General features: G+C 69.1%; 23 protein-coding genes and 1 tRNA gene. 6 read left to right on the forward strand and 18 right to left on the reverse strand.

What is annotated here, in order from left to right:
- Positions 1–17 precede the first annotated feature (17 nt).
- Entirely contained in the window at positions 18–1,322 is a 1,305-nt protein-coding gene (locus G5T42_RS17245; protein ID WP_165129969.1) for an AraC family transcriptional regulator, read from the forward strand.
- A 56-nt stretch (positions 1,323–1,378) separates the two neighbouring features.
- On the opposite strand, the gene G5T42_RS17250 is transcribed toward G5T42_RS17245, so the two are convergent.
- The 8 genes from G5T42_RS17250 to G5T42_RS17285 form a co-directional block, all read right to left on the reverse strand.
- Positions 1,379–2,833 (reverse strand): MFS transporter, encoded by a 1,455-nt coding sequence (locus G5T42_RS17250; protein ID WP_206535673.1) that lies wholly within the window; start codon positions 2,831–2,833, stop codon positions 1,379–1,381.
- Between the two features lie 196 nt (positions 2,834–3,029).
- Positions 3,030–4,010, reverse strand: coding sequence for a Gfo/Idh/MocA family oxidoreductase (locus G5T42_RS17255; protein ID WP_165129971.1), 981 nt, complete (start codon positions 4,008–4,010; stop codon positions 3,030–3,032).
- A 32-nt stretch (positions 4,011–4,042) separates the two neighbouring features.
- Complete coding sequence (locus G5T42_RS17260; protein ID WP_165129972.1) at positions 4,043–5,785, reverse strand: family 43 glycosylhydrolase; 1,743 nt, start codon at positions 5,783–5,785, stop codon at positions 4,043–4,045.
- Between the two features lie 115 nt (positions 5,786–5,900).
- Complete coding sequence (locus G5T42_RS17265) at positions 5,901–6,734, reverse strand: SDR family oxidoreductase (protein WP_165129973.1); 834 nt, start codon at positions 6,732–6,734, stop codon at positions 5,901–5,903.
- 90 nt (positions 6,735–6,824) lie between these two features.
- Entirely contained in the window at positions 6,825–7,622 is a 798-nt protein-coding gene (locus G5T42_RS17270; protein WP_165129974.1) for an SDR family NAD(P)-dependent oxidoreductase, read from the reverse strand.
- 3 nt (positions 7,623–7,625) lie between these two features.
- Positions 7,626–8,855: a family 1 glycosylhydrolase gene (locus tag G5T42_RS17275; protein ID WP_165129975.1), complete on the reverse strand. Its 1,230-nt coding sequence runs from the start codon at positions 8,853–8,855 to the stop codon at positions 7,626–7,628.
- A 37-nt stretch (positions 8,856–8,892) separates the two neighbouring features.
- Positions 8,893–11,463 (reverse strand): family 78 glycoside hydrolase catalytic domain, encoded by a 2,571-nt coding sequence (locus G5T42_RS17280; RefSeq protein WP_241245884.1) that lies wholly within the window; start codon positions 11,461–11,463, stop codon positions 8,893–8,895.
- Between the two features lie 113 nt (positions 11,464–11,576).
- The gene (locus tag G5T42_RS17285) at positions 11,577–12,872 is read right to left on the reverse strand and encodes an MFS transporter (RefSeq protein ID WP_241245885.1); all 1,296 of its coding nucleotides are present in this window, start codon (positions 12,870–12,872) and stop codon (positions 11,577–11,579) included.
- A 162-nt stretch (positions 12,873–13,034) separates the two neighbouring features.
- On the opposite strand from G5T42_RS17285, the gene G5T42_RS17290 reads away from it, so the two are divergent.
- Positions 13,035–13,679, forward strand: a complete 645-nt coding sequence (locus tag G5T42_RS17290; protein ID WP_241246092.1) for a TetR/AcrR family transcriptional regulator — start codon at positions 13,035–13,037, stop codon at positions 13,677–13,679.
- 113 nt (positions 13,680–13,792) lie between these two features.
- On the opposite strand, the gene G5T42_RS17295 is transcribed toward G5T42_RS17290, so the two are convergent.
- Positions 13,793–13,866 (reverse strand) — tRNA-Pro (locus G5T42_RS17295).
- Positions 13,867–13,975: 109 nt separating this feature from the next.
- On the opposite strand from G5T42_RS17295, the gene G5T42_RS17300 reads away from it, so the two are divergent.
- The 3 genes from G5T42_RS17300 to G5T42_RS17310 are packed head-to-tail and all read left to right on the forward strand — an operon-like array spanning position 13,976 to position 15,650.
- Positions 13,976–14,557, forward strand: coding sequence for a GNAT family N-acetyltransferase (locus tag G5T42_RS17300; RefSeq protein WP_165129976.1), 582 nt, complete (start codon positions 13,976–13,978; stop codon positions 14,555–14,557).
- Between the two features lie 26 nt (positions 14,558–14,583).
- Positions 14,584–15,282, forward strand: a complete 699-nt coding sequence (locus G5T42_RS17305) for a lysoplasmalogenase (RefSeq protein ID WP_165129977.1) — start codon at positions 14,584–14,586, stop codon at positions 15,280–15,282.
- Complete coding sequence (locus G5T42_RS17310; protein ID WP_165129978.1) at positions 15,279–15,650, forward strand: RNA-binding S4 domain-containing protein; 372 nt, start codon at positions 15,279–15,281, stop codon at positions 15,648–15,650. Before G5T42_RS17305 ends, G5T42_RS17310 begins: the two co-directional genes overlap by 4 nt.
- A 56-nt stretch (positions 15,651–15,706) precedes the next feature.
- Here the strand turns inward: G5T42_RS17310 and G5T42_RS17315 are convergent, their stop codons facing one another.
- Positions 15,707–16,642, reverse strand: coding sequence for an NUDIX domain-containing protein (locus G5T42_RS17315; protein WP_165129979.1), 936 nt, complete (start codon positions 16,640–16,642; stop codon positions 15,707–15,709).
- Positions 16,643–16,777: 135 nt separating this feature from the next.
- Between G5T42_RS17315 and G5T42_RS17320 the strand changes: the two genes are divergently transcribed.
- Positions 16,778–17,158, forward strand: coding sequence for a hypothetical protein (locus G5T42_RS17320; RefSeq protein WP_241245886.1), 381 nt, complete (start codon positions 16,778–16,780; stop codon positions 17,156–17,158).
- A 43-nt stretch (positions 17,159–17,201) separates the two neighbouring features.
- Here the strand turns inward: G5T42_RS17320 and der are convergent, their stop codons facing one another.
- The 8 genes from der to xerD all read right to left on the reverse strand — a co-directional run bounded on the left by der (position 17,202) and on the right by xerD (position 24,988).
- A complete protein-coding gene (gene der, locus G5T42_RS17325; protein WP_165129980.1) occupies positions 17,202–18,728 on the reverse strand; it encodes a ribosome biogenesis GTPase Der in 1,527 nt (508 codons plus the stop codon).
- Positions 18,728–19,465, reverse strand: a complete 738-nt coding sequence (gene cmk, locus G5T42_RS17330; RefSeq protein WP_206535674.1) for a (d)CMP kinase — start codon at positions 19,463–19,465, stop codon at positions 18,728–18,730. The genes der and cmk overlap by 1 nt, the downstream gene beginning before the upstream one ends.
- Positions 19,458–20,567, reverse strand: coding sequence for a prephenate dehydrogenase (locus G5T42_RS17335; protein ID WP_165129981.1), 1,110 nt, complete (start codon positions 20,565–20,567; stop codon positions 19,458–19,460). Before G5T42_RS17335 ends, cmk begins: the two co-directional genes overlap by 8 nt.
- Entirely contained in the window at positions 20,564–21,388 is an 825-nt protein-coding gene (locus tag G5T42_RS17340; RefSeq protein ID WP_165129982.1) for a pseudouridine synthase, read from the reverse strand. Before G5T42_RS17340 ends, G5T42_RS17335 begins: the two co-directional genes overlap by 4 nt.
- Positions 21,389–21,551: 163 nt before the next feature.
- The gene (scpB, locus tag G5T42_RS17345; RefSeq protein ID WP_165129983.1) at positions 21,552–22,202 is read right to left on the reverse strand and encodes an SMC-Scp complex subunit ScpB; all 651 of its coding nucleotides are present in this window, start codon (positions 22,200–22,202) and stop codon (positions 21,552–21,554) included.
- Positions 22,192–23,139, reverse strand: coding sequence for a ScpA family protein (locus G5T42_RS17350; protein WP_165129984.1), 948 nt, complete (start codon positions 23,137–23,139; stop codon positions 22,192–22,194). The genes scpB and G5T42_RS17350 overlap by 11 nt, the downstream gene beginning before the upstream one ends.
- Positions 23,123–24,007, reverse strand: coding sequence for a ParA family protein (locus G5T42_RS17355; RefSeq protein ID WP_165129985.1), 885 nt, complete (start codon positions 24,005–24,007; stop codon positions 23,123–23,125). The genes G5T42_RS17350 and G5T42_RS17355 overlap by 17 nt, the downstream gene beginning before the upstream one ends.
- A gap of 57 nt (positions 24,008–24,064) precedes the next feature.
- A complete protein-coding gene (gene xerD / locus G5T42_RS17360; RefSeq protein ID WP_165129986.1) occupies positions 24,065–24,988 on the reverse strand; it encodes a site-specific tyrosine recombinase XerD in 924 nt (307 codons plus the stop codon).
- Between the last annotated feature and the right edge of the window lie 9 nt (positions 24,989–24,997).

Below are 24,997 nucleotides of genomic sequence, written 5' to 3' on the forward strand. Positions count from 1 at the left end.
CCGGGCTCGTTTACGTTATGACCCCACCGAGGGTCCAGAATAGAACTGGAAACGCAGAAACAGCACTCGTTGAGCACGAGTGGGTACTCAGACCGAGGATCATCATGACGACGGCGAGGACCATGGGGCCGCCCGACAGCCTCGGCACGATCACCGGCGTCCTCGCGGACGTGCTGAGCTGCCCGGTGACCGTCACCTCCGACATCGCCGACGCGCTGACGGCTTTCGAGGCCGCGCACTGCCTCGACCCGCAGATCCAGCCGGCGTTCGCCGCCGCCGCACTCCGCGAATTCGTCCGCGCAATGCCCGCGCAGGTCATCCACGAGGTCGAGGAGCCGCTCGGGATGGCGGTGACCCTCGCGCGCTGGGACGATCGGCTCCTCCTCATCGGCCCCTACACGCACGCGCCGATGTATCCCGGCACCGCCGAAGAGGTGATGAGTCGGCTCGGCATCCCGACCGCCCACCTGTCCCTGTACAAGCTCTACCGCACCCGCTATGCGATCGTGGACGCCGAGTATGTGCATCGCAGCGCCTCCGCGATCCTGCGTGAAGGCGGTGGCGAGGACGCCGTGGGCACCCTCCAGCATGTGAAGGCTGAGGGCGGATCGATCTCGCCGGGCCTCGGCGACGCCCCACAGTCCGCGTCGTTCGCCGTGATTGAGGAGCGCTATCGCCACGAGCAGGACTTCATGGATGCCGTCGCCGACGGCGCAACCGATCGGGCGCTCGCCGCACTTCAGGGCCTATCGGGAATGCCGCGCATCAGCGGCTACCTGAACACCCCGTTCCTCGGGGCGACGATCCTCCGCATCATGGCCCGGGTCGCCGCCCAGCGCGGCGGCCTGCCACCGGTGACGATCGACGCGATCTCCCAGGAGTACGCCCAGCGGCTGCATCGGGTCGGCCACAGCGCCGACACACGACGTGCGCTGGGCTTCACCTCGCAGATGGTCTCCGATTTCTGCGAAGCAGTGAGACGCCATCGACTGCGCGGCTACCCCGCTCTTGTCCGGCGCGTGACCGACGAGATCGAACTGCATCTCAGCCAGCATGTTTCGACCACCGAACTCGCTGAACACCTGGGGGTGTCGGCCTCGACGCTGGCGCGGCGGTTCAAAGAAGCCACGGGAACGACTGTTGCAGGCTACGTCGCTCAACGGCGAGCCGAGCGCGCCGCGCGGCTGCTCGCCACGACCACGCAGGGCGTGCGCGACATCGCGATGTTCGTCGGGTACGACGACGCCAACTACTTCGTCAAGGTGTTCCGCGCCGAGTACGGCATGACGCCGACGGCCTACCGCGAGCTCCACTCACGATGAGCGAGCCCCGCGACCGGCAACCCAGGTGAAGGAGCGCGATCACGGGGCGCGGCGTCTCAGGCGAGAGACTCGGCTGGCTCCTCCTCAGTCAGAGCAGCCTTGCGGGCGGCGATCCGCTTCTGGACCTGGATCATCTCGACCCGGTCGAGCTTGTAGCCCCGCATTGCGATAAGGGTGCAGATCCAGCCCAGGAGCGGGAGGCCGAAGAAGAGCGCCATCGTCATCAGCAGGATCGCCTGGTTCGGACTGTCGGTGGGCTGGGGCATGACCGTCGTGAAGCCGATCAGTGCGACCGCCCCGAGGGCGAGGGTGGAGCCGAGCGACGAGATGATCTGGTCGAAGATGTTGTACACCGCCGTCACCGTCGCCGGCAGATACTTCCCGGAGCGCTCCAACTCGTAGTCGATGACATCCGCGCGCATCGCGCCCTGAGCCACCGTGACGACCATCGAAGCGCCGTTGAGGAGCAGGTAGACCAGGAAGAACACGATCGAAAGGGGCAGGCTGCCGAGGATCGACCGGGGGTCGATGACCAGGCAGAACGCGGCGAGAACCACTGTCAGAATCAGGCTGATCCAGGTCCAGGTGACCGTTGCCGCCTTCGAGCCGTGCTTACCGTTGTAACGAGCGCCGAAGATCGCGAAGATGATGCCCGGGAGGATCGCGACCAGGCTGAGAATCGTGCCCAGCTGCATGTTGCCGAGCAGGATGCCCCACATCAGGGTGCCGATCACCGCCTGCGACTTGACCACCTGGGCGAGCTTCTCCGAGGCGCCGCTGATGAGATACCGCATGAACGGGCCGTTGTGGGCGAGCACGTTCCACATGTCGCGGATGGACACCTTCGCGTCCGCTTTGATCACGGAAAGATGCTCGAAGCTCTCGGGCCGGTCGACGCGGGCGACGCCGACGCACGCGAGCACCTGGAAGAAGAACGAGCAGACGACGTAGGTGATGGCCGTCTCACTGAGCATCGCGACAGTGAACTCGTTGCCGTGCCGGGGCAGGAAGATCACCGTCGAGATGATCGTAAACGCTGCGGGGATGAGGTAGGCGTAGATGGTGGCCCACACCTGCACGGTCGGGCGCTGACGAGGGTCGTTCGTCAGCACGGGTCCCGACATCTGGCCGGCGATGTCGTTCATCGACGAGCCGACGATGTACACCAGGTAGATCGCGATGAAGAAGACCGCACCGAGTCCGGTGTCGGATCCCCAGACGAAGAGCAGAAGGATCGCCACCGAACGGATCGCCCAGCCGGCAAGCATGAAGAACCGCAGCTTGCCGAACGGGAAGGTGACCCTCTCGATGACGAAGGCGATCAGCGGGTCGATCAACCCGTCGAAGACGCGCGTGACCGTGAGGATGATTCCCGCGACCGCGACCGCGATGCCGTAGCCGGCGTTCTGCAGGTAGCTCATGAGCCCGACGAGCACGTAGAAGATCATGGCCGAGCCGTTGTTCAACTGGGAGAAGGCGATCTCCCACGTGCGGGCGCGACGATACGTCACGCCGTCGGCTTCACTGGCTGTCGGTTTCGGGTTACGCGCCATCGCGTTTCACACTCCTTTGGGGATAATCTCACGGCCGAAGACGGGAGTCGATCCACGTCGCGCGTCTGAGACGACCGCAATGCTAGGTCGGCTCATCGAGCGCGGAATAGAACCGAATCGTCACCAACAGCAGAAATGCGGCGCGTGTGTTCGGCTACGTCGCGTTTCCGGGTGCAGCGGAAATTCCCGCCAGCACCGCATCGAGCGTGCGAGTGATTGCGAGCGAGTCCGCGTGCGAGTGCCACGGATGCTCGAGGCTCCCGCGGCCGATGGCGTCGGTGACCGCGGCGAGCATCGGTCCGTAGCCGTTCCCCTGCCGCGGATGCTCGACCACCTCGGGAGCACCGAAGATCCGCTCCGCCGATCCCGCGTGCACACGGGCGCGCGACCCGGCCCAGAACATCGGATCGATGGTGATCCACCCCTGCTCTCCGCTGACCGTCGCGGTGAGGTCGAGGAACCGGATGCCCGACCACGCGAGCTGCGCGAAGGCCTGGCGGTATTCGAGCGTGGCGTGGCCCTCGATGTCGGTGCCGTCCTCGAAGACACCGGAAGCCGCAAGCGAGGTCGGCTCGCCGAGGAACCAGTGCGCGAGGGTGACAGGGTAGATGCCTCTGTCTCGCAGGATGCTCCCGCCCTGTCCCGGGGTGAGGACGCGCCCCCGCGCCTGGAACGGGGTGCCGAAGCTCGCCCGGACGCTGCCCGCAGCACCGAGCAGTCCGTCGCGGACGCGGTCGATCACCTCGACGTGGAGCGGATTGAACCGCATCCACATCGCCTCCATCGCGAAGCGCCCCGCGGTCGCCGCTGCGGCGTACACGCGCTCGGCGTCGTCGGTGCTCGCAGCGATCGGCTTCTCGATGAGTACGTGCTTGCCGGCCCGGAGCGCCTCGACCGCGATGTCGGCGTGCGTGTGCGCCGGCGTGGCGATGTAGACCACGTCGACGTCCGCGCGTGAGAAGAGCTCGTCGCGCGACACCGTCGCGAACGCGATGCCGTGAGCCCGTGCGAAGTCGTCGGCGCGTTCGGCCGGCCTCCCCCACACCGCGGTGACGGTTGCGCCCGGCAGCGCGATGAGGTCGGCCACCAGCCGCTCCGAGATGTCGCCTGTGCCGATGATCCCCCATGCGAGCATCGTTGCCCCTTTCGTCGGCGCCTTGCGCGCCGCTAGATCCGGGTCGCCGTGCCCGGTGTCACACCGGCCCCATTGAAGCTGTCGACCGCGAACCAGTACGGTACGCCCGCGTTGAGCGACCCGACGACAAGCGCCGACCGGTCATAGACGAGCCAGCTGTGGTACAGCTTCTCGGGCGACGTGCCGTAGCGCACGTTGTAGCCCACGGCGCCCGGCACCGGCTCCCAGGCGAGCGCCACGGTGAGCTCATCGGCGCGCTCACCGGTAGGGGTGACCGCCCGTGGTGCGACTCCGTCGGCGAGGCCGAACACACGAAGGCCGCTGATCGCGAAGCGGCCGCCGAAGGGCATGGCTCCGGACGTGACCCGCACGTAGCGCGCGCGTTGCGACTGCTCGAGTTCGATGAACGCGTGCGGCGCGTCGGCGCGGGTGCCGATCGTGTCGTGCACGGTCACCCACTCGGAAGCATCCGTCGACACTTCGACGCGCACCTCGGTGGGCTGCGAGTCCGGGTATACGGCCCGCTTTCCGATGGTCGCCCGGTGGAGGTCGCGGCGCCGGGGTGCTCGCGGGGCGAGGTGGTGATCGGCGAGGTTGACCTGCAGCGCGTGCACGGTGGCCTCCGCTCCGAGATCGACCGACAGCCACTCCCCCGGCTGATCCGACCCGGCGACCCACCATGTGCGCACGGACTCATCCGTCGCGAGCGCCGGCTCGTGGCCCGGCAGCGCCGATGAGGCGGCCGCCGTGGCCCGGTACGACAGCAGCATCCACCCAGGGGATGCCTCGGTCCACGGGTCGAACGCGCGGTCGTGCACCTGCATCGGGTAGTCGGCGAAATTCTGGTTGCAGAACAGCACTCCGTCCTCGTCGAAGCCGGCGGGGAACAGCCCGATCCGACGCTCGAAGTCCGCGTTCACCGAGATGCGCATCGTCGCCACGTGCCACCAGTTGCCGTGCCGGTCCTGGAACGTGCTGCCGTGCCCGGCACCGGTGATGAAGCCGCCCGGCTTCGAGGAGAACGGGCTGTTCTGGTCGTACTCGAACGGACCGAGTGGACCGGTGCCGACGTAGCATCCGTCCGCGTACGTGTTGAACTGCGTGCCTGGGCCCGCGTATTGCAGGTAGTACCGGTCGCCGACACGGTTGACGTAGGCGCCTTCGATGAAGGGCGCGTCACCGAGGTAGGCATCCATCGCCTTGCCCATCAATCCTGTGCGTGCGACGGGCACGTAGTCGTCGCCTGTCCGCTCCCACCCGCGGGTGGCTGTGTCGGCCGAGATCAATGCGATCGGCTCGCCGATGCTCTGCAGGGTCTCACGATCCAGCTCCACCCCCTGGATCGGCTGGTTGTGGGAGCATCCCCAGTAGAGGTAGAGCCTGCCGTCGTCGTCCTGGAAGGTGTCGGGATCCCAGAATGCGATGTCGCTGGGGGCGACCTCTTCGAAGTCGTCTCCGAGCGGGTCGACACTGCGGAAGAAGCGGCCCCTCGAACGGCGGGATGCCGTGAACAGAAGCGCACCATCGACCTCGCGCACGTCCGGCGCGTAATCGACGGCCGGGATTCGCTCGGACGGCTGATGCGTCCAGGTGACGAGGTCCTCGGAGTGCCAGAAGCCACGGGTCATCGACGCGAACATGTAATAGCGCCCGCGGTAGACGACAACTGTCGGGTCGGCCGCTTCGCGGTGCACGGAGCGGCCGCCGAACAACCCACGCACATCCTGATAGCGGTAGTCGAGGTCGAGCGGGTTGCAGACGATGCGGCCGGTCATGAGCGATCCTTCGCGGCGCACGAGGTGTCGCGCGCCTGGCTTTCGTTGGAAGGGACCCGGCCGATCTGGATCTGCTGGGTCGCGCACAGCGGTCGCGGGCCGGATGGGGTCATCGTCAGAGCGTCTCGCCGGCGTCAGCCATGAGGGTGCTGCCCGTCATGATCATCGAGAGGTCGCTGGCGGCGAAGAGCACGACGCGGGCGATGTCGTCGGGGGTGCCCATTCGGCCGATCATGCTCTTGTTCATGACCTCCAGCGGGGGCATCTCGACGCCCGCCGCGGCAGCCGCCTCGGCGCCGGCTTTCGCGGCGGCGAGGTTGCCCTCGGTCGGGACGAAGCTCGGCGCCACGCCGAGCACGCGGATGCCGAGGGGGGCGAGGTCGACCGCGAGCGACTTGGTCATGCCGAGCGCCGCGTGCTTCGAGCCGACGTAGGCGGCCATGCCCGGGAACGCCACCTGCACGCCCGCCGTGGAGATGATGTTCACGATGACCCCGCCCGAACCGTCCGCCGACATCCGGCGTGCGGCCTCACGTGCTCCGAGGAAGACACCGCGGGCGTTGACGGCGAAGGTGGAGTCCCACATCTCGTCGGGCATCATCGTCACGGGCGCGTTGGGGAAGATTCCCGCGTTGTTGACCCAGACGTCGATGCCGCCGAGTTCGGCGACGGCGAGGTCGGCCGCGGTGGCGACGGACGCGGCATCGGCGACGTCGGCGCGCGTGCTCACCACGCGAACCCCGTAGCGTTCCGACAGTTCCGCGGCCGCGGTATCGGCGGCATCGGCATTGAGGTCGATCAGCAGAAGGTCAGCGCCGGCCTCAGCCAGGCGCGAGGCGATGGCCTTGCCCAGGCCCTGGGCAGCACCGGTCACGACGGCGCGGCGCCCGCCCAGCGAGAGAAGATCGGAAAGCGGACGGTCCGAGACGTCGGCGAACGGGAAAGACATGTGTGCTCCTTTGCGTGCTGTGGTCAGCGGTTCGGTCTGAGGGCTCGAGGTCGGGCGCCCGGCGAGCCCTTCGTCGGGCGCCCGATGTCGTCAGTTGAGCAGAGCGCCCATCTGCTTGGCGATGAGCGTGGTGGCCCGCTTGGGGCTGAGGCGCGAGAGCTTGTCCATCGCCGCCGCGTCGCCCCCGATGGTCGCGCGGTACCTGCCCTTGATCACGGCGTCGACGATGACTGCCGCCGCAGCGGAAGGCGGGGTCGTCTTGTACGCGGGCGCGTCCTGCGACCCGTCCGACAGCGCAACGCCCGAGTTCGCCGCGATATCTGTGCCGATCGCGCCCGGGAAGATCACCGTCACCGCGACGGACGTGTCGAGAAGCTCGGCGTACAGCGCCTCGGTGAGCACCTTCACGGCAGCCTTGGATGCGCCGTAGACGGCCTGGCCGGGCACCGGTGCGTAGGCGCCCATGCTGGCGACATTCACGAGAGCGGCTTCAGGACGCGAGGTCAGCACCGGCAGGAACGCCTTGACCATGTTCATGGTGCCCCAGAAGTTCACGTTCATGACCTTCTCGATCTCCGCGTAGGGCAGATCGGCGACCTTCACGAACTTCTGGATCACCCCGGCGACATTGATCACGGCGTCGGCGGGGCCTTGAGACGCCTCGACCTGCGCCGGCAGTGCCTCCACGGCGTTCCGATCGGTGATGTTCACGACATGCGCCGTGAAGCGGGAGCCGGCATCGGCGAGCTCTGCGGTCTTCTGAAGTCCGGCTTCATTGAGGTCGACGCCGGCCACCGAAGCCCCGGCGGCGAGGAGCTGAAGCGTCATCTCGCGGCCGATGCCGTTACCGGCGCCGGTGACGACGAACGTCTTGCCCGAGATCTTCATCGGTCAGCCCTCGCTCGACAGCGCGTTGCGCTGCGCCACCTCGCCGAGCCAGCCGAGACTGGGCTTCGGGGTGCGCACGAACGTGTCACGGTCGACGGCGATGAGTCCGAAGGTCGGCTCCCAGTGGCCCCACTCGAAGTTGTCGAGCAGCGACCAGTGCAGATACCCGCGCACATCGATGCCGTCGGCGATGGTTCCCAGCAGGCCCCGGAGCGCCTCGTCGGTGTAGCGGATGCGCTGGGTGTCGTCAGCGGTGGCAATGCCGTTCTCGGTGATGAGAATCGGCGTGTGCTCGCTGACCTCCCAGGCGTGGCGCACGGCCAACGCAAGCGAGTCGGGACGGAAGGCGGTGCCGACGAGGGTGTTGTCGGGGTGCGGCGGGTGAGGGACCAGCCCGTTGGCGTCGACCTGCTGCGAGCTGTAGGCCTGCACGCCGACGAAGTCGTCCCCGCGGCTGCCCTCCCAGTACACGTCCTCCTTGCCGTAGCGGATCTGGAGAAGCTTCTCCTCCCCGCCCGGGGCTGCCGTGAGGGCGCCGGCGGCGATGGTCCAGCCGACCTTCGCACCGGTGCGGTCGCGGACGATCTCACGGGCGGCGTGGTGGATGCGCGTGAACAGACGGCCGATCTCGGGGTCGGCGTAGGTGAGGAACTCGCTGTGAGTCTGCTTCTTCTCCTGGTCGCCCTCGGCCTCGACGGTCGGGCTCGTCCACTCGCCGCCCGAGGCCGCGAGGTGTCGCATCGCGGTCATGATCGCGGCCTGCATGTTGGGCTCGTTCATCGTGACAACCCATTCGACCCCGTCGAGGATGGTGCAGGCCTGCTCGACGAACGCGCAGAAAAGCTCCTGCGACTCGGGGCCGTCCCACCCACCGAGGGCGGCGAACCACTGCGGGGTGGTGAAGTGCTGCAGCGTGACGACCGGGGTCACACCCCGCTCGAGGCAGAAGTCGATCATCCGGCGGTAGTGAGCGAGCTCGGCCTTCGAGAAGTGCCCGCGCACCGGCTCGATGCGCGACCACTCCAGGCTGAACCGGTACGAGGTGAGACCGGCATCGGCGAGCAGCTGGATGTCCTCGCGGTAGCGGTGGTAGCTGTCGACGGCGTCGCCCGACAGCTCCATGCCCGGCATCATCTGCTCGCGCGCCCACCAGTCGCTGTTGACGTTGTTGCCCTCGATCTGGTGGCCGGCGGTGGCCGCGCCCCAGAGGAAGCCGTCGGGGAAGCTGGTCATGTCGTTCTCACTTTCGCGTCGATGCGTGGGATGCGCGTCACCGGGTGGCGACGGCGGGGGTGGATGCCGGGAGTGCGCTGATCTGGTCGAAACGGCCCGGACCCGCGGCGTGGACGGTGCCGTCGGGGAAGACGATGCGCGCGGTGGTGCCGGCGGGGATGTCAGCGGCGATGCGGACGCTGTCGCCCTCGATGCGCCACTCGACGGCGATCTCGCCCTGCGGACCGTCATGCGCTCCCCGCGCCCAGGTCATGCCGGGCGCAGGCAGCGGAGCGATCGTGACTTTCTCCCACGCGATCGAGTCGGCATCCTGTCGGAGCCCGAGCGTGTGGGTGTGAAGGAACCGGATCACCGCGCCCTTGCTGTAGTGGTTGAGCGACTCGTGGGCATCGCCGTTCTCGTCGATCCCCTCCCAGTCCTCCCAGATCGTTGTCGCACCGCGGTCGACCATGTACATCCATGAAGGCGCAGTGCGCTGGGCGAGCAGTTCGTATGCGACGTCGGCGCGGCCGCCGTCTGCGAGCACAGGGAGCAGGTCGGCCGTCGCGAGGAAGCCGGTGGACAGGTGCGTGTCGCTCGCCTCGATCAGCTCGACGAGCCGGTCGAGCGCGGCGGCGCGAAGCTCGGCGGGCACGAGCCCGAACGCGAGCGCACGCACGTATGCGGCCTGAGTGTCAGTCACCGTGGTCCCGTCGCTTTTGAGGTACGCGTGGCGCCAGGCGTCGGCGACCCGTTCGGCGGTCTCGGCGTAGCGCGTCGCATCCGGCTCCAGCCCGATGATCTCGGCGATCCGGGCGAGCATCGCGGTCGAGCGGTGCAGGTAGGCCGTGCCGACCTCGCCCTTGTCCGCCATGAACCAGGCCATCGGGTTGTGCTTGATGGGGTCGATGCGGTTGCCCTCGGCATCCCGCTCCCGGGGCTCTGTCCATTCGCCCCAGTGGAAAGTGCCGTCCCACAGATACTGCTCGAACGGCTCGGGGTCGGGAGAGGCCTGCACGCGGGAGTGGTGTCGCGTCGTGCGCGCTTTCTCGAGCGCCCACTCCACCCAGCGCACCATGGCGTCGTAGTTCTCCTCGAGCACCGCGCGGTCGCCGTACGCGAGATACATCTCCCACGGCACCGCGACGATCGCATCACCCCAGCCCGAAGACCCCGTCATCATGGCGAACTGGTCGTCGAGGCGGTGCTTGATCCGGCGCCCGTCGGGCGAGAAGTTCGCGATGCGTCCGTCATCGAGCTGGTCGTCGCGCACCGACTGCAGCCACTTGCGGGTGAATCCGAGCACGTCGTACAGGCGCGTCGCCGTCGGCGCGAACACCTGGTAGTCGCCGGTCCACGCGAGACGCTCGCGCGTCGGGCAGTCGGTCGGCACGTCGACTGCGTTACCGCGGAAGCTCCACTCGGCGATCTCGTGCAGGCGGTTGAGGTCCTCGTCGCTGCTCTCGAAGGACCCCGTTCGCTTCAGGTCGCTGTGCACGATCTGCATGGTCACGGATGCCGCGTCCAGCGGTGCGCCCGTGCGGGTGATGCGGGCGTACTGGAAGCCGTGCACCGTGTGGCGCGGCTCGAACACCTCAGCTGGAGCGCCCGCCACGACCTCGTCGCGCTGAACGAAGGCCTTGCGGCCCTCTGGTCGCTCGGAGTCGAGGTGGGCCGTCGACAGGTCGCCCGAGGCATCCACGTACTCGCCGTACTCGAGCACCGTGCGGGTCCCCGGAGCACCGAGATCGGTGAGCCGCACCCAGCCGGAGGCGTTCTGGCCGAAGTCCACCACGGTGACGCCGTCGGCGACCTGGGCGACAGCGACGGGCGCGCGCGATTCGAGCACGCGCACGGGCGGAGCCGGCGACCAGGCTATCGCCGGCGCATCGACCACGGCACCGACGCGCGCCGCGGTCGGAGCGCCGGGCGCCGCGGTGAAGTCGACAGTCTGACCTGCCATGAGGTCGGCACGGGTCGTCCTCGACGGCGCGCTCGTCCAGCTGCCGTCGGTGACGATCACCTGCGTCGCGCCGTCGGCAAGCCGCACATGCAGCTCCGCCCGCACCCCGAGCGTGGTTCCCCAGCCCGCGGGCAGCCGGAAGGCGCCGACCTGGCCGCGGTACCAGCCGTCCGACAGTTCGAACTCGAGTCGATTCCCTCCGGCTTGGAGGAGTGCGGTGACGTCGTGCGCTTGGGCGTACAGCGTCCGGTCGTAGGACGTCGACCCGGGCGCGAGCTCATCGCCGCCCACGCGCGATCCGTTCACCGTCGCCGTGTAGACGCCGAGCGCTGTCGCGTACAGACGCGCCGACACGATCGTCGCAGGGAGGGCGAACGTCCCCGCGAGCACATGCGCCGGACGCTCGCCGTATCCGGGATCAGCCGCTTCGACCGGCGAGATCCACTCGGCCGTCCAATCGGCGTCGAGAAGACCCGCCTCGAACACGGCAGGCTTCGACCATGCACCCTCCGCGACAGCTCGCCTCACTCGCCACGTCACGCGGGCGCCGCTGCGCAGCGGCTCGAACGGCCACGCCACGAAACGGTGACCGGTGATCTCGGCGGTGATCGGGGCGCCACCGTCGATAGTTGCCTCGATGACGTGGCTGTCGGAGCCGGCGCTCACGAACGAAAGGCGGGGGCGATCGCCGGTAACGACGAACTCATCGCCGCCACTGTCGACCGACAGGGCAGAGGGGCGCTGCGCGACATGAGGGTGCTTTCTCCGGACGGGGTGGATCAGCGGACGGACTTGACCTTGAGCAAGATGATGAGTCCACCGATCAGGGCGAAGACGGCGCCGGTCAGGTAGAGCAGTGTGTAGTTCTTCACATCGCCGACGGCGCCGATCGTGATCACGACGCCCGCGATGAGCGGGGCGACGGCGCTGGGGATCTTCTGCGCGAACTGGATGACCGCCATGTAGCGGCCCGCCTGATCGCGCTCGGGGATGATCGCGTAGACGATCGCCTGGTCGACGGTCGCGAACACCGCGATGGCCAACTGCATCAGGACGGCACCGATGATGATCTGCGGCAGCGACCACGCGGTCGCCTCGGCGACGGCACCGGCCACGAACAGCAGCGCGGCGATTATGACGAACAGGCGACGGCGCTGAAGCTTGTCGGAGAGGAAGCCGCCGACGAGGGCGCCCGTGGCAGCGGCGAGCACGCCGATCATGCCGACGGTGGCGACGATTCCCGCAACCTCGCGCACGGGCAGGTCGAGGCGCTGCGCGTAGAAGAAGGTGCCGAACGTCGTGTTGAAGTACAGGCCGACGAAGAACACGAAGCGGCCGAGCCAGTTCCAGGCGAAATCGGGGTACTTGCGCACGTTGAAGCCGTAGCTGGTCACGACGGACTTCACGGTGACATGGTCCGCGTCAGGAAGGCCCTTCGAGCTGCCTTCGGGCTTGATGAGAGGGAACAGGGCGAGCAGCAGCGCGCCGATGACACCGGGGACGACGAAGATCAGCAGCGTGCTGGAAGACACTGCGTAGGCGACACCGATGCCGAGCACGGGAGCTATCTGGGTCATCAGCCCGGTGAGCGCGGAGACCTTTCCTCGCTGGGCCTCGGGAAGCTTGTCCGCCTGCAGCGTCTGGAGCGCGGCGCCCGCGATCGACCAGCCGGTCATCCCCAGGACCCAGCCGGCGCCGACGATCAGGAGGCTCGGCGCGAGGCCGATCACCACGAGGCCGGCAAGGCCGATCGCCGTGCCGAGGTAGAGGAACGGGGTGCGCCGCCCGAACCGCGAACGGGTGCGATCGCTCCAGATGCCGATGAGCGGGCTGATGACGAGGTAGACGAGCTGCGCCGAGCCCGTGATGTAGCCCAGCACCTCTTCGTGGCCCGGGGCGAGCTCGGTGATTCGCACCGCGATGCCGTACGACAGCGGGACCATCATCGCCATGGACGCGCCGAAGCTGGCGAGCATCAGCCAGAGGATGTAGCTCCGGCTCATCGGCTGCTGGGGCTCGGACCCTGGTCCGCTGCGAGCAGTCGCCTCGTCCCGCTCCGTGAGGTTGTTGGTCACCGTGACTCCTTCATCGTGTGATCCGATCCCGCTGCCGTGCGTGATCGCGAGCAAGCCGGGGCTCGCCAAATGTAACCGACATGGTTATCTTTCCGGAAGAGTAACCACCCTGGTTACGATTAGCAAGCCGACCGATGGGATGGAAGACTCGGGAGGGTGGAGATGGACGGCATGGATGCCTCGGCGACGGCGCCCTCGAGCGCACGTCCTCGCAGGCGAGGCCCGTACGCGACGACACCGGCGCGGCGAGCGCAGATCGTGCGCGCGGCCCTCGCGAGCATCGCCGAGCACGGCTACGAGCGGGCCTCGCTCCGCGACATCGCCGCGCGCGCCGACGTCACGCATGCCGCACTGCTGCGTCACTTCACCGACAAGGGCGAACTCCTGGTCGCGGCACTCGCCCAGCGCGACGCCGACGACGAAGAGTTCGCGCGACACATCATGGAATCGCGCGTCCCCGCCGAGCAGGTGCTGTCCGCCGTGCTCAGGAACGAGTTCTCCCACCCCGAGCAGGGGCGCAACTGGCTGGCGATCACCGTCGCAGCAACCAACCCCGAGCATCCCGCCCACGAATTCTTCGTGGCGCGGCGCGAGCGGATGCGATCACACCTGTCGAGCCGACGCTTCGGGACGGACGAGGACGGCGAGGAACTCAGCGCCGACGACAAGGTCACGATGCTGGCGGCGATGATCGACGGCCTCCGCATCCAGGCCCTGATGGATCCCGATCACGACGTGCTGCCGCTGCTCGAGGTCTTCATGCGATTGATCGCAACACCGAACGTTGATCAGGAGCCACCTGCGTGATCCCCTAATGCCTCGGTTGCCTTGAGCCAGAGGCACCGCAAGTCGCAGCCATCGCCTGAAACGACGAATCCCCGGTGAGACTTTGCAATCTCACCGGGGATTTTTCTGAACCGTCGGGATGACAGGATTTGAACCTGCGACCCCTTGACCCCCAGTCAAGTGCGCTACCAAGCTGCGCCACATCCCGATGCCCGCGAGCGGACAACTCCCCCATCCTACCCGCTCCAACGGCCCGTCGCGAACCGAGCCGCGTGCGCCCTTGCCCGCTGTCGGAAGGGGCGGGTAGCTTCGCCGGCATGCCGACGATCACGATCGAGCCCGCGACATCCGATCGCTTCGAAGACGTGGAGCACGCCTTCGAAGGCGGCGGTGACGGGCGCAGCTGCCAGTGCCAGTGGTTCACGCTGACGAATGCGGAGTGGAACCGCACGAACCAGGCGGAGCGGCGCGACCTCTTCGAGCAGGAGATGGTCGCCGGGCCTCCACCCGGCTTCGTCGCGTACGTCGACGGCGAGGCAGCGGGATGGGTTCGCGTCGGCCCCCGCACCGTGCACCGGCGCATCGCCCGGACCAGATCGATCGCCGCCGCGACGGCGGAGCCCTTCGACGACGAATCGGTGTGGACGGTGAGCTGCTTCGTCGTGCGCAAGGAGCACCGCAATCAAGGACTCAACGCCAGACTGCTCGACGCCGCCGTCGACCACGCCCGCAAGAGCGGCGCGCGCATCATCGAGGCCTACCCCGTCGACGGCAGCGCCGGCACGCACCGGGTCAACGACCTCTATCACGGCCTGCTCAGCACATTCGAGAACGCGGGCTTCCGCGAGGTGGCGAGGCACAAGCCCGACCGCCCGATCGTCACGCTCGACCTGGCCTGACGGCGCTGCCGACCTACGATGGACCCGTGTCTTCCCTGCCTCGCGCGGGATGGTGGTGGGGCTTCACCCCGTACGCCGTCATCGCCGTCCTTCACATCGGGGCGCTCGCGGTCGGTGCCGATGGCGTCGCCGGGGTCACCAAGCTCTGCCTGATGCCCCTTCTCGCGATCGGCGTGCTCTGGGCTGGGCGGGGGTCGCACTGGGGCACGCCCTACACGCTGCTCTTCCTCGCACTGGCCTTCTCCTGGCTCGGCGACGGCGCGGCGACGTTCTTCCCGGCCGCGCCGGAACTACCGACGATGCTCGCGTGCTTCGGGCTCACCCACCTCTGCTACATCTGGCTCTTCTGGCGGGTCCTCGCTGTGCGGCCGCTCCCCGCGTGGTCGGCGGTGTACGGGCTCTGGTGGATCCTTCTCCTCTTCGTCCTCTGGCCGCAGCTCGGCGCGCTTCTGATCCCGGTCGCGCTCTACGGCCTCGTGCTCGGTGGAACGGCGGCCGCGGCATCCCGTTGCCATCCGCTGATCGCATGGGGTGGCGCGTTCTTTCTCGCCTCGGACACGATCCTCGCCTTCCGTCTCTTCACTCCTGACGCGATGCCCGGCTGGACGAGCCCTCTCGTGATGCTCACCTACTGCCTCGGGCAGGGGCTCATCGCGATCGGTGTCGTCGTGGCCGACCGACTCGGCACCGCGAGGCCGCAGCGCACGAATGCGGAGTCGGTATGAGCGGGGCATCGGCGCGCGTGGACGCGTGGCTCTGGGCGGTACGGGTCTATAAGACGCGGTCCGCCGCGACGACGGCCTGCCGTGCGGGCCACGTGCGCGTCAACGGCGACCGGGCGAAAGCCGCTCAGCCTGTCCGGCCGGGGGACGAACTGCGCGTCCGCATCTCGGGCTTCGACCGGATCCTCGTCGTGAAGCAGCCGATCACGAAGCGGGTGGGCGCCGCCGTCGCAGCCGAGGCGGTGGAGGACAAGACGCCCCCGCCGCCACCACGAGAGCTGACGGCATTCGTCCCGATGCGGGACCGCGGTGCGGGCCGGCCGACCAAGCGGGAACGGCGCGACATCGATCGACTTCGCGGACGGGAGTGAGACCGCGGTTCCACACCGAGAGCACAGTCAATGCCGGCGCGTCCCACGCACCAGGGTCAGGCGTTCGACTGCTCGTGAAGGTCGAGCAGATCGAGCAGCCAGCGCGTGCCGCGGACGGATGCCCCGGCATTCGTCACCCGTTCCGCCAGCTCGCGATCGCTTGTGACGACGGTCACACGCCTTCCCCCGTCGACGAGGCGACGGGTCTCGGCGACGATCGCATCGTCTCCGGATGCTTCGGCACGGACGACCGAGACGGCACCCGCGGGATCGGCCGACGTGGATACGACATCGCGCGCATGTCCTTCCACGATCACCGACCACTCGGGGAACCAGGTGTGCTCGGGAAGGTCGATCGCCTCAGCGGCGATCCCCGACACGGTGAGCCCGACGATCCGGGACAGCAGTCGCTCGGCGGCCCCGGCCCGGTCGCGCCACCAGCCGTCCGGGACGGAGCCGAACACGTTCGCTGCGTCGACCACGACGGCCGGACGCACCTCGAGGAGCGGTTCGAGCCGGGCCCACGAATCGGCGAAGCCCGGATGGAGGGGACGCTCGGCGACCTGTCCCTCGGGGACCCACGCGAGCTCGTGGCTCTCGGGGTCGGAGATCAGTGGCTCGAACGGCGTCACGACGTCGCCCACGAGGGTCGTGTAGCTCCAGTAGCCGAGATCCAGCACGCTCAGCAGACGCGGTCGGATCGAGGCATCCGGGACACCCGCCTCTTCGGCGGCCTCGCGGAGCGCGCCGTCGCACGCCGACTCGTTCTCGTGCCGGGCGCCGCCGGGCAGCGCCCACGTGTCGCCGAAATGGCTCCAGGTGACACGGTGCTGCAGCAGCACGCCGCGGTCGGCGTCCACGGCGAGAAGCCCGGCGGCGCCGAAGCGGCCCCAGTAGCGCGTTCCATCCGGAGCCACGACCCACGCGTCGCCCGGGTCGCGCGGACCCGTAGGGCGGCGCGGCTCACCGGGTGCGGGCGGCTCGATGGTCACCCGTCCAGCCTGTCACACTGCTCAGCGTGCGGCTCGGCCGCATGTCCCGCCGTGACGGCCCGAGCGGTCCAGCCACGGTGCGGCGGACCGCTCGATCGCCTGCGCGATGTCGCCTGCTCCGAACAGAATGGCGCGATGGACATCGACTTCGACGACGATCGGGCCCGCGTCCAGCGGGATGCCGTGTGGCGATGGCTCTCGACCGAGGCGTACTGGGGTGGCTGGCGCACCCGCGACGACCTCGAGGCTCAGCTGGACTCGGCGTGGCGCGTCGTGGGCGTCTACCGGCGCGACACCGGCGAGCAGGTCGGCTTCGCGCGCGCGGTCTCCGACGGAGTCGGCTTCGCCTACCTCGCCGACGTCTACGTCGTCGGCGAGCACTCAGGACGGGGGGCTCGCGCAGCGCATGCTCTCGCTCATGATCGACGAGGGTCCGGGCGCGGACTTCCGCTGGGTGCTCTTCACCCGCGACGCGCACAGCCTCTACGAGCGGTTCGGCTTCGCGGCTCCCGATGAGACGGCGATGGTGCGACCCGCGGCATCCCGGATGCGCTGAGCGTCAGCGCTGCCTGCGCTCGCGCACCCGCATGTTGATCACGATCGGCGAGCCCTCGAAGCCGAAGATCTCGCGGAGGCGGCGCTGGATGAACCGGCGGTAGCCCTGATCGAGGAAGCCCGTCGTGAACAGGACGAAGGTGGGCGGACGGGTTGCGGCCTGCGTGCCGAACAGGATGCGCGGCTGCTTGCCCCCGCGGACGGGGTGCGGGTGCTCCGCGACGAGCTCCGCCAGGAACGCGTTGAACTTGCCCGTCGGGATGCGCTGATCCCATGAGGTGAGGGCGGTCTCGAGCGCCGGTACGAGCTTGTCGAGATGTCGGCCGGTCCGAGCCGAGATGTTGACGCGCGGAGCCCACGAGACGTGTGCGAGGTCCTGCTCGATCTCGCGCTCGAGGTAGCGACGGCGATCGATGTTCTCCATGTCGTCGTCGTTCAGGCGGTCCCACTTGTTGAACGCGAGCACCAGAGCGCGGCCCGACTCGAGCACCAGGTCGATGATGCGGATGTCCTGCTCACTGAGCGTCTCGCTGACGTCGAGGACGACGACGGCCACTTCGGCCTTCTCGAGCGCCGCGGAGGTGCGGAGGGACGCGTAGAAGTCGGCGCCTTGCGAGAGATGCACGCGACGACGGATGCCGGCGGTGTCGACGAAGCGCCACAGCTTGCCGCCGAGCTCGACGATCTCGTCGACCGGGTCGCGCGTCGTGCCGGCGAGCTCGTTGACGACGACGCGCTCCTCCCCCGCCGCCTTGTTGAGGAGCGAGGACTTGCCGACGTTGGGTCGACCGAGGATGGCGACCCGGCGGGGGCCGCCGATCTCCTGCTTCGCGACGGCCGACGTCTCGGGGAGCACCTTCATGATCTCGTCGAGAAGGTCGGCGACACCGCGCCCGTGGATCGCCGAGACGGGCCACGGCTGATCGAGGCCGAGGTTCCACAGGGCGGCTGCCTCTGGCTCCTGGCGGGCGTCGTCGATCTTGTTGGCGACGAGGAAGACGGGCTTGCCGCTCTTGCGGAGCAGTCGCACAACGTGCTCGTCGGTCGAGGTGGCGCCGACCATCGCGTCGACGACGAAGAGCACGACGTCCGACAGGTCGATCGCGACCTCGGCCTGCGCCGCGACGGAGCGGTCGATGCCGCGGGCGTCGGGCTCCCATCCGCCGGTGTCGACGATCGTGAAGCGGCGGCCGAGCCATTCCGCCTTGTACGTCACGCGGTCGCGCGTGACGCCCGGCGTGTCCTCCACGACGGCCTCGCGTCGGCCGAGGATGCGGTTCACGAGGGCAGACTTGCCCACGTTCGGGCGGCCGACGATCGCGACCACGGGAAGGGCCGGCAGGTACTCGATGCCGTCCTCGCCCAGCGTGACGCCGGCGAGAAGCTCGGCATCCTCGTCGTCGAGTTCGTAGTCCGAGAGCGACGCGCGCAGGGTTTCGGCCCGCTGCTCGGCGAGGTCCTCGTCGATGTCGGCGAGGCGCTCCGCCAGCTGGTCCGGCCCGCCTTCGTACTCGTCGTCTTCAGCACCCATCAGGCACCGTCTCCTTTCCGAGGCGCGGCGGCCCCGCTGAGCGTGCTGCGCACGACGTCGAGCACGGCCTCGACGGTCTGATCGAAATCGAGATCGGTCGAGTCCACCACGGTGACGCCGGGCGCGGCCGTGAGGAAGTCGACGACCTTGGCGTCCGAGGCATCCCGCCGATGCAGCGCCTGGGTCACCGCGTCGGCGTCATGCGAGACGAGCTCGGCGACGCGGCGCGCCGCGCGGACATCGGGGTCTGCGGTGAGGAGGATCCGCACGGGAGCGTCAGGTGCGACGACCGTGGTGATGTCCCGGCCCTCCACGACGACTCCGGGGCGGCCGGACTTCGCGATCAGGGCGCGGAACAGCGCGTTGACCGTCTGGCGCACCGCCGGAACCCGGGCGACGCCGCTCACGGCATCCGTCACCCTCGGCTCGCGGATCGCCGCGGTCACGTCCGTCGATCCGACCCGCACCCAGTAGTCGTCCGGATCGAGCGAGATCGCGTACTCGAAGTCGCCGGCGACATCGAGCACCGCGGAAGAGTCGGAGGTGTCGGCGCCGTGCGCGAGCGCGTGCCAGGCGAGCGCCCGGTAGGCGGCCCCCGTGTCGAGGTAACCGTAGCCGAGGGCCCGCGCCGCGCGCTTGGCCACGCTGGACTTGCCGCTCCCGGCCGGACCGTCCATCGCCACCACGATGGGCTCGCTCACGGCCGCTTCGACCGTCGGGCGGAACATCTCAGTCATTGACACTCGCAATCCTCCAGCCTCGGGCCTCGAGCCCCTCGATGGCGCCGCGAACGGCGCTCGGCACGACCGAGATCTCGGCGAGGCCGAATTGCGCGCCCGGCGAATGCTCGAGGCGCAGGTCTTCCACGTTGACGCCGAGTTCGCCGAGCTCGCCGAAGAGACGGCCGAGCTGTCCTGGCGTGTCGTCGACCATGACGACGAGGCTCTCGAAGCGACGGTTCTGCCCGTGCTTGCCGGGCAGCCGCTCGACGCCGTCGTTGCCGCGCCGGATCGTGTCCGCGACGGCTCGCCGGGAGCCGGGGGCATCAGGTTCCCGCAGGGCATCGGCCACGGCCGAGAGGTCGGCGGCGAGCGCGTCGAGCACCTCGATGACCGGCGCCGAGTTCGCGCCGAGGATCTGCACCCAGAGTTCGGGGGCGGATGCCGCGATCCGCGTCGTGTCGCGGACGCCCTGGCCCGCCAGGCGAAGCGAGCCGTCGGGGGCGTCGATGAACCGACCCGCGAGGAGGCTTGCGACGAGCTGCGGCACATGCGACACGAGTGCGACGGCGCGGTCGTGCTCCTCCGGACTCATCTCGATCGGCGTGGCGCCGAGATCCAGCGCAAGGCCCTCGACGAGGGCGAGATCGGATGCCGAGGTCTCGCCGTCGCGGCAGACGACCCACGGGCGACCGATGAAGATGTCGGCCCGGGCCGCGATGGCCCCGCCCCGCTCGCGCCCCGCGAGCGGGTGCGAGCCGATGTAGCGGTGCAGATCGACGCCGCGTTCCCGCAGCGTGGTCAACGGCTCGAGCTTGACGCTCGCGACATCCGTCACGACCGCTCGCGGATAGCGGGAGAGCTCCCTCTCGATGACGTCCGCCGTCACGTCCGGCGGCACGGCGACGACCACGAGGACGGGGTCGTCGTCGTCGCGCGCGGCTCGCCCGGCGCCGTAGTCGACGGCGAGGCGCAGCTGCGCGGGCGAGGTGTCGTCGAGTGCGACGTCGACGCCGTGGGCCGTCAGCGCGTGGCCGATGCTCGACCCGAGAAGCCCGGCACCGACGATGCGCACGGGTCCCTGCACGCGGGCCGAGAGCGCGCCCGTCGTCTCGCTCACCGTGTCTCCTGGTCCCCCGGCGACGTCTCGTCCGTCGCCTGGCGCGAGGGTGTGTCGGTCGCGCCGCTGTCACGGCGCGCAAGAGTGAGGAGCGCGCCGCGTTCCACCTTAGTCAACTCGCGTGCCCGGCCCACTGGGAGGGTTCCCAGGTGCAGCGGCCCGAACTGGCGGCGGACGAGTTCGACGACCGGATGCCCCACCTCGGCCATCATGCGCCGAACGATGCGATTGCGGCCCGAGTGGAGCGTCAGCTCGACGAGCGAGCCGCCCTCGGCGTCGGAGGTCGAGAGCAGCCGCGCCTTGTCGGCGGCGATGGGGCCGTCTTCCAGATCGACGCCCTTCGTGAGGCGCTGGATCGTCTGAGGCGTGACACGCCCTTCGACCTTCGCGATGTAGACCTTGGTGACGCCGAACGACGGATGCGCCAGCACATGGGCGAGCTCACCGTCGTTCGTGAGGACGAGGAGGCCGCTCGTGTCGGCGTCGAGGCGGCCGACGTTGTAGAGCCGCTCGGTCCACTCCTTGGTGTAGCGGCGCAGATCGGGGCGCCCGCGGTCGTCCTTCATCGAGCTGACGATCCCGCGCGGCTTGTTGAGCATGACGTAGCGCTTCGACTGGTCGAGCTGCACAGCCGTGCCGTCGACGTCGACGAGGTCGTTGTCGGGGTCGATGCGCGAGCCGAGCTCGGTCACGACCACGCCGTTCACCCGGACGCGCCCCTCGACGATCAGCTGCTCCGCCACGCGCCGGGATGCGACGCCCGCGTTCGCGAGGACCTTCTGCAGCCGGACGCCCTCAGTGTTCTCGAAGCCATCGCTCATCGGACGACCTCCTTGGTCTGCAGAGCCGCTGTCTGCCCGGCTCCCCCCTGCATGTCCCTCGTCTGCAGAGCCGCTGTCTGCCCGGCTCCCCCCTGCATGTCCCGAAGTTGGTCGGTTACAGCCCGGCAGAGCGGCGAATTTCGGGACACGGAAGACCTTGGCATCATCGGACGACCTCGTCGAAGCCGTCGGACCCGTCGTCGAGGAGCGGCGAGATATGCGGCAGCTCGTCGAGCGAGTTGATGCCGAGGTTCACGAGCAGCGCGTCGGTCGTCGCGTAGTGGATCGCGCCGGTATCGGGGTCGGTGAACGCCTCGGTGATGAGTCCCCGCGCGAGGAGCGTCCGCACGACCGAATCGACGTTGACGGCGCGGATCGACGCCACCTGACCTCGGGTGACCGGCTGCTTGTAGGCGATGACCGCGAGCGTCTCGAGCGCTGCCTGCGAGAGGCGCGACGGCGCCTGCGCGTTGACGAACTCCGACACGAGGTCGTCGTGCTCCTCGCGGACGTAAAGGCGCCACCCTCCCCCGACCTCGCGCAGCTCGAAGCCGCGGCGCGGTCCGCCGGTGAGGCCGTCGTAGTCCTCGACAAGGCCCTCGATCGCCTGGCGGACGGCGGGTACGGGTGCGCCGACGGCCGTCGCGAGTGCGACGAGGCTCTGCGGCTCCTCCACGATCAGCAGGATCGCCTCCAGCCGGCGGGCGACGGATGCCTCGTCCCGCGCCCCCGTCGGCGCGGTGTCCGCCGCGTTCTCGGCCGCCGCGGCATCCGTCCCCTCCTCGGCGCTCGTGGCGGAAACGTCATCGGTCATAGTCGGCCCCCAGGGTCGCGAGATTCTCGTCGGACCACCGATCGGCGGTCCAGCGGAGGTTGAGCTCTCCGAGCGGCTCGAGCTGCTCGAACGACAGCGCCGCGTGGCGGTACAGCTCGAGAACGGAGAGGAAACGGGCCACCACGACGCCCGGCTGCGAGACGCCCGCGATGAGCTCGCGGAAGCTCAGCGTCCCGGCGGCGCGCAGCAGCGTCACGACGACCGCGGCCTGCTCGCGGATGCTGACCAGCGGAGCGTGCAGATGGTCGAGCCCGACGTGCGGGATCTCCTTCGGGGTGAAGGCGAGCACTGCGAGCGCCGCGAAGTCGTCGGCGGTGAGCGTCCAGACGAGCTCGGGCACGGCGCGGCGGTATTTCTCGTCGAGGCGAACGGACCTCGTGTGGCGGCGGTCCTCCCGGCGGATGCAGCGCTCGAACCAGGCCGACACCTCTTTGAATGCGCGGTACTGCAGCAGCCTCGCGAACAGGAGGTCTCGCGCCTCCAGGAGGGCGACCGACTCCGCGTCGACGAGCTCGCCCTGCGGCAGCAGACCGGCGACCTTCATGTCGAGGAGGGTCGCCGCAACGACGAGGAACTCGGACGCCTGCTCGAGCTCCTCCTCGGGGCCGAGGTCGCGCAGATACGAGATGAACTCGTCGGTGACCTTCGACAGCGCGACCTCGGTGATGTCGAGCTCGTGCTTCGAGATGAGGGTCAGCAGAAGATCGAAAGGGCCGTCGAAGACGCCGAGCGAGACGCGGAACGACCGGTCGTCATTCTCCGGGGCGGCGGGCTCGGGGTTCGACCCTTCGACGAGCTCGGGGACCGGGGGCCGCTCAGGGACCGAGGGCCGCTCACCAACCGGAGACTCCTCGGGGACCGGGGGCCGCTCAGGGACCGAGGGCTCCCGTGCTTCGTCCTCAGGCGACGGCGCCACGCGCGACAAGCTCCCGAGCCAGTCGCAAGTAGGCCTGGGCGGCCGCGTGCTCCGGCGCGAACTCGGTGATCGGCATCCCCGACACCGAGGCATCCGGGAACTTCACCGTGCGTCCGATCACGGTCTCGAGCACATCGTCGCCGAAGGCCTCGACCACGCGCTCGAGCACCTCGCGGGAGTGCAGCGTGCGGGGGTCGTACATCGTCGCGAGGAGGCCGTCGAGGGCGATGCTGGGGTTGAGGCGGTCGCGCACCTTGTCGATCGTCTCGATCAGGAGCGCGACGCCGCGGAGCGCGAAGAATTCGCACTCGAGCGGGATGATGACGCCGTGGCTGGCCGTGAGCGCGTTGACGGTGAGGATGCCGAGCGACGGCTGGCAGTCGATGAGGATGACGTCGTAGTCGCCGGCCACCTTGCGGAGGACGCGCGACAGGATCGTCTCGCGGGCGACCTCGTTGACCAGCTGCACCTCGGCGGCAGAAAGATCGATGTTCGCAGGGATGACGTCGAGGTTCTCGACGGCTGTCTCGATGATCGTGTCGCGGGGGTCGCGCTTGCTGTCGATCAGCAGGTCGTAGACGGTCGGCACGTCATGCGTCTGGATGCCGAGGCCGGCCGACAGCGCGCCCTGCGGGTCGAAGTCCACCGCGAGCACCTTGCGCCCGTACTGCGCGAGCGACGCGGCGAGGTTGATGGTCGTCGTCGTCTTGCCGACGCCGCCCTTCTGGTTGCACAGCGCGATGATTCGCGCGGGACCGTGCGAGTCGAGCTTCGGAGGCGTCGGGAAGCCCTGATAGGGGCGACCGGTGGGTCCGATGGGTGCATCATCCGTCCGGGCCTTCAATGCGCCCCTCTTGCTGCCCGTCACCGACACTCCTGACTCTTGCTTGGTCGATTCTAGCGACCGGGCGCGCCCTCGCCCGTTTCAGCGCGCCCGCGGGTGCGAGGTCGCGTACACATCCCGCAGCGCGTCGACCGAAACGTGGGTGTAGATCTGCGTCGTCGCGACCGACGCGTGCCCCAGCAGCTCCTGCACGACGCGCACGTCGGCCCCGCCCTGCAGGAGGTGCGTCGCGAACGAGTGGCGCAGGGTGTGCGGCGACACGTGGGCGCTCAGCTGCGCCCGATCGGCGGCGTGTTGGATGACGAGCCACGCGCTCTGCCGTGACAGCGGCGCGCCTCTGGCTCCGAGGAAGAGCCGAGGGGATGCCGTGCCGCGGCGCGAGAGCTCGGGCCGGGACCTCGTGAGGTACGCCTCCAGAGCGGCGCGCGCATACGATCCGACCGGCACGATGCGCTCCTTCGACCCCTTGCCGCGGACGCGGAGCACATCGCCGTGCGAGAGGTCGTCCACGTCGAGCTGCACAGCCTCCGACACCCGCGCACCCGTCGCGTACAGCAGTTCGAGCAGGGCGCGGTCGCGCAGAGCCACGACGTCGGTCTCGGCCGCCGCCCCGGGCGCGGGGCCCGAGGCGTCCAGCAGCTTCTCGACCTGATCGATCGTGAGCGCCTTCGGCAGGCGCTTGGGCAGTTTGGGCGGCTTCAACCGGGCCGAGGGGTCGTCGGTCTCGATGCCCTCGCGCGCGAGGAACCTGTGGAGTCCCCGCACCGACGACTGCAGACGGGCGAGGCTGGATGCCGCGGGAGGCGGCACCGCGGAGGCCCGCTCGGCGGCGAACTCGGCGACCAGGGCGGGGGTCACGCCATCCGAATCGACGATCCCCCGCTCCTCCAGCCATTCGACGTACCCCGCGAGGTCGCGTCGGTACGCCGACACGGTGTTGTCCGACAGGCCGCGCTCGATCGAGACGTGACGCAGGTACGCGTCGACGGCTCGCTCGAGACGCATGGCTGGACG

It is taken from the genome of Microbacterium sp. 4R-513 (genome assembly GCF_011046485.1).
Taxonomy (GTDB): Bacteria; Actinomycetota; Actinomycetes; order Actinomycetales; family Microbacteriaceae; genus Microbacterium.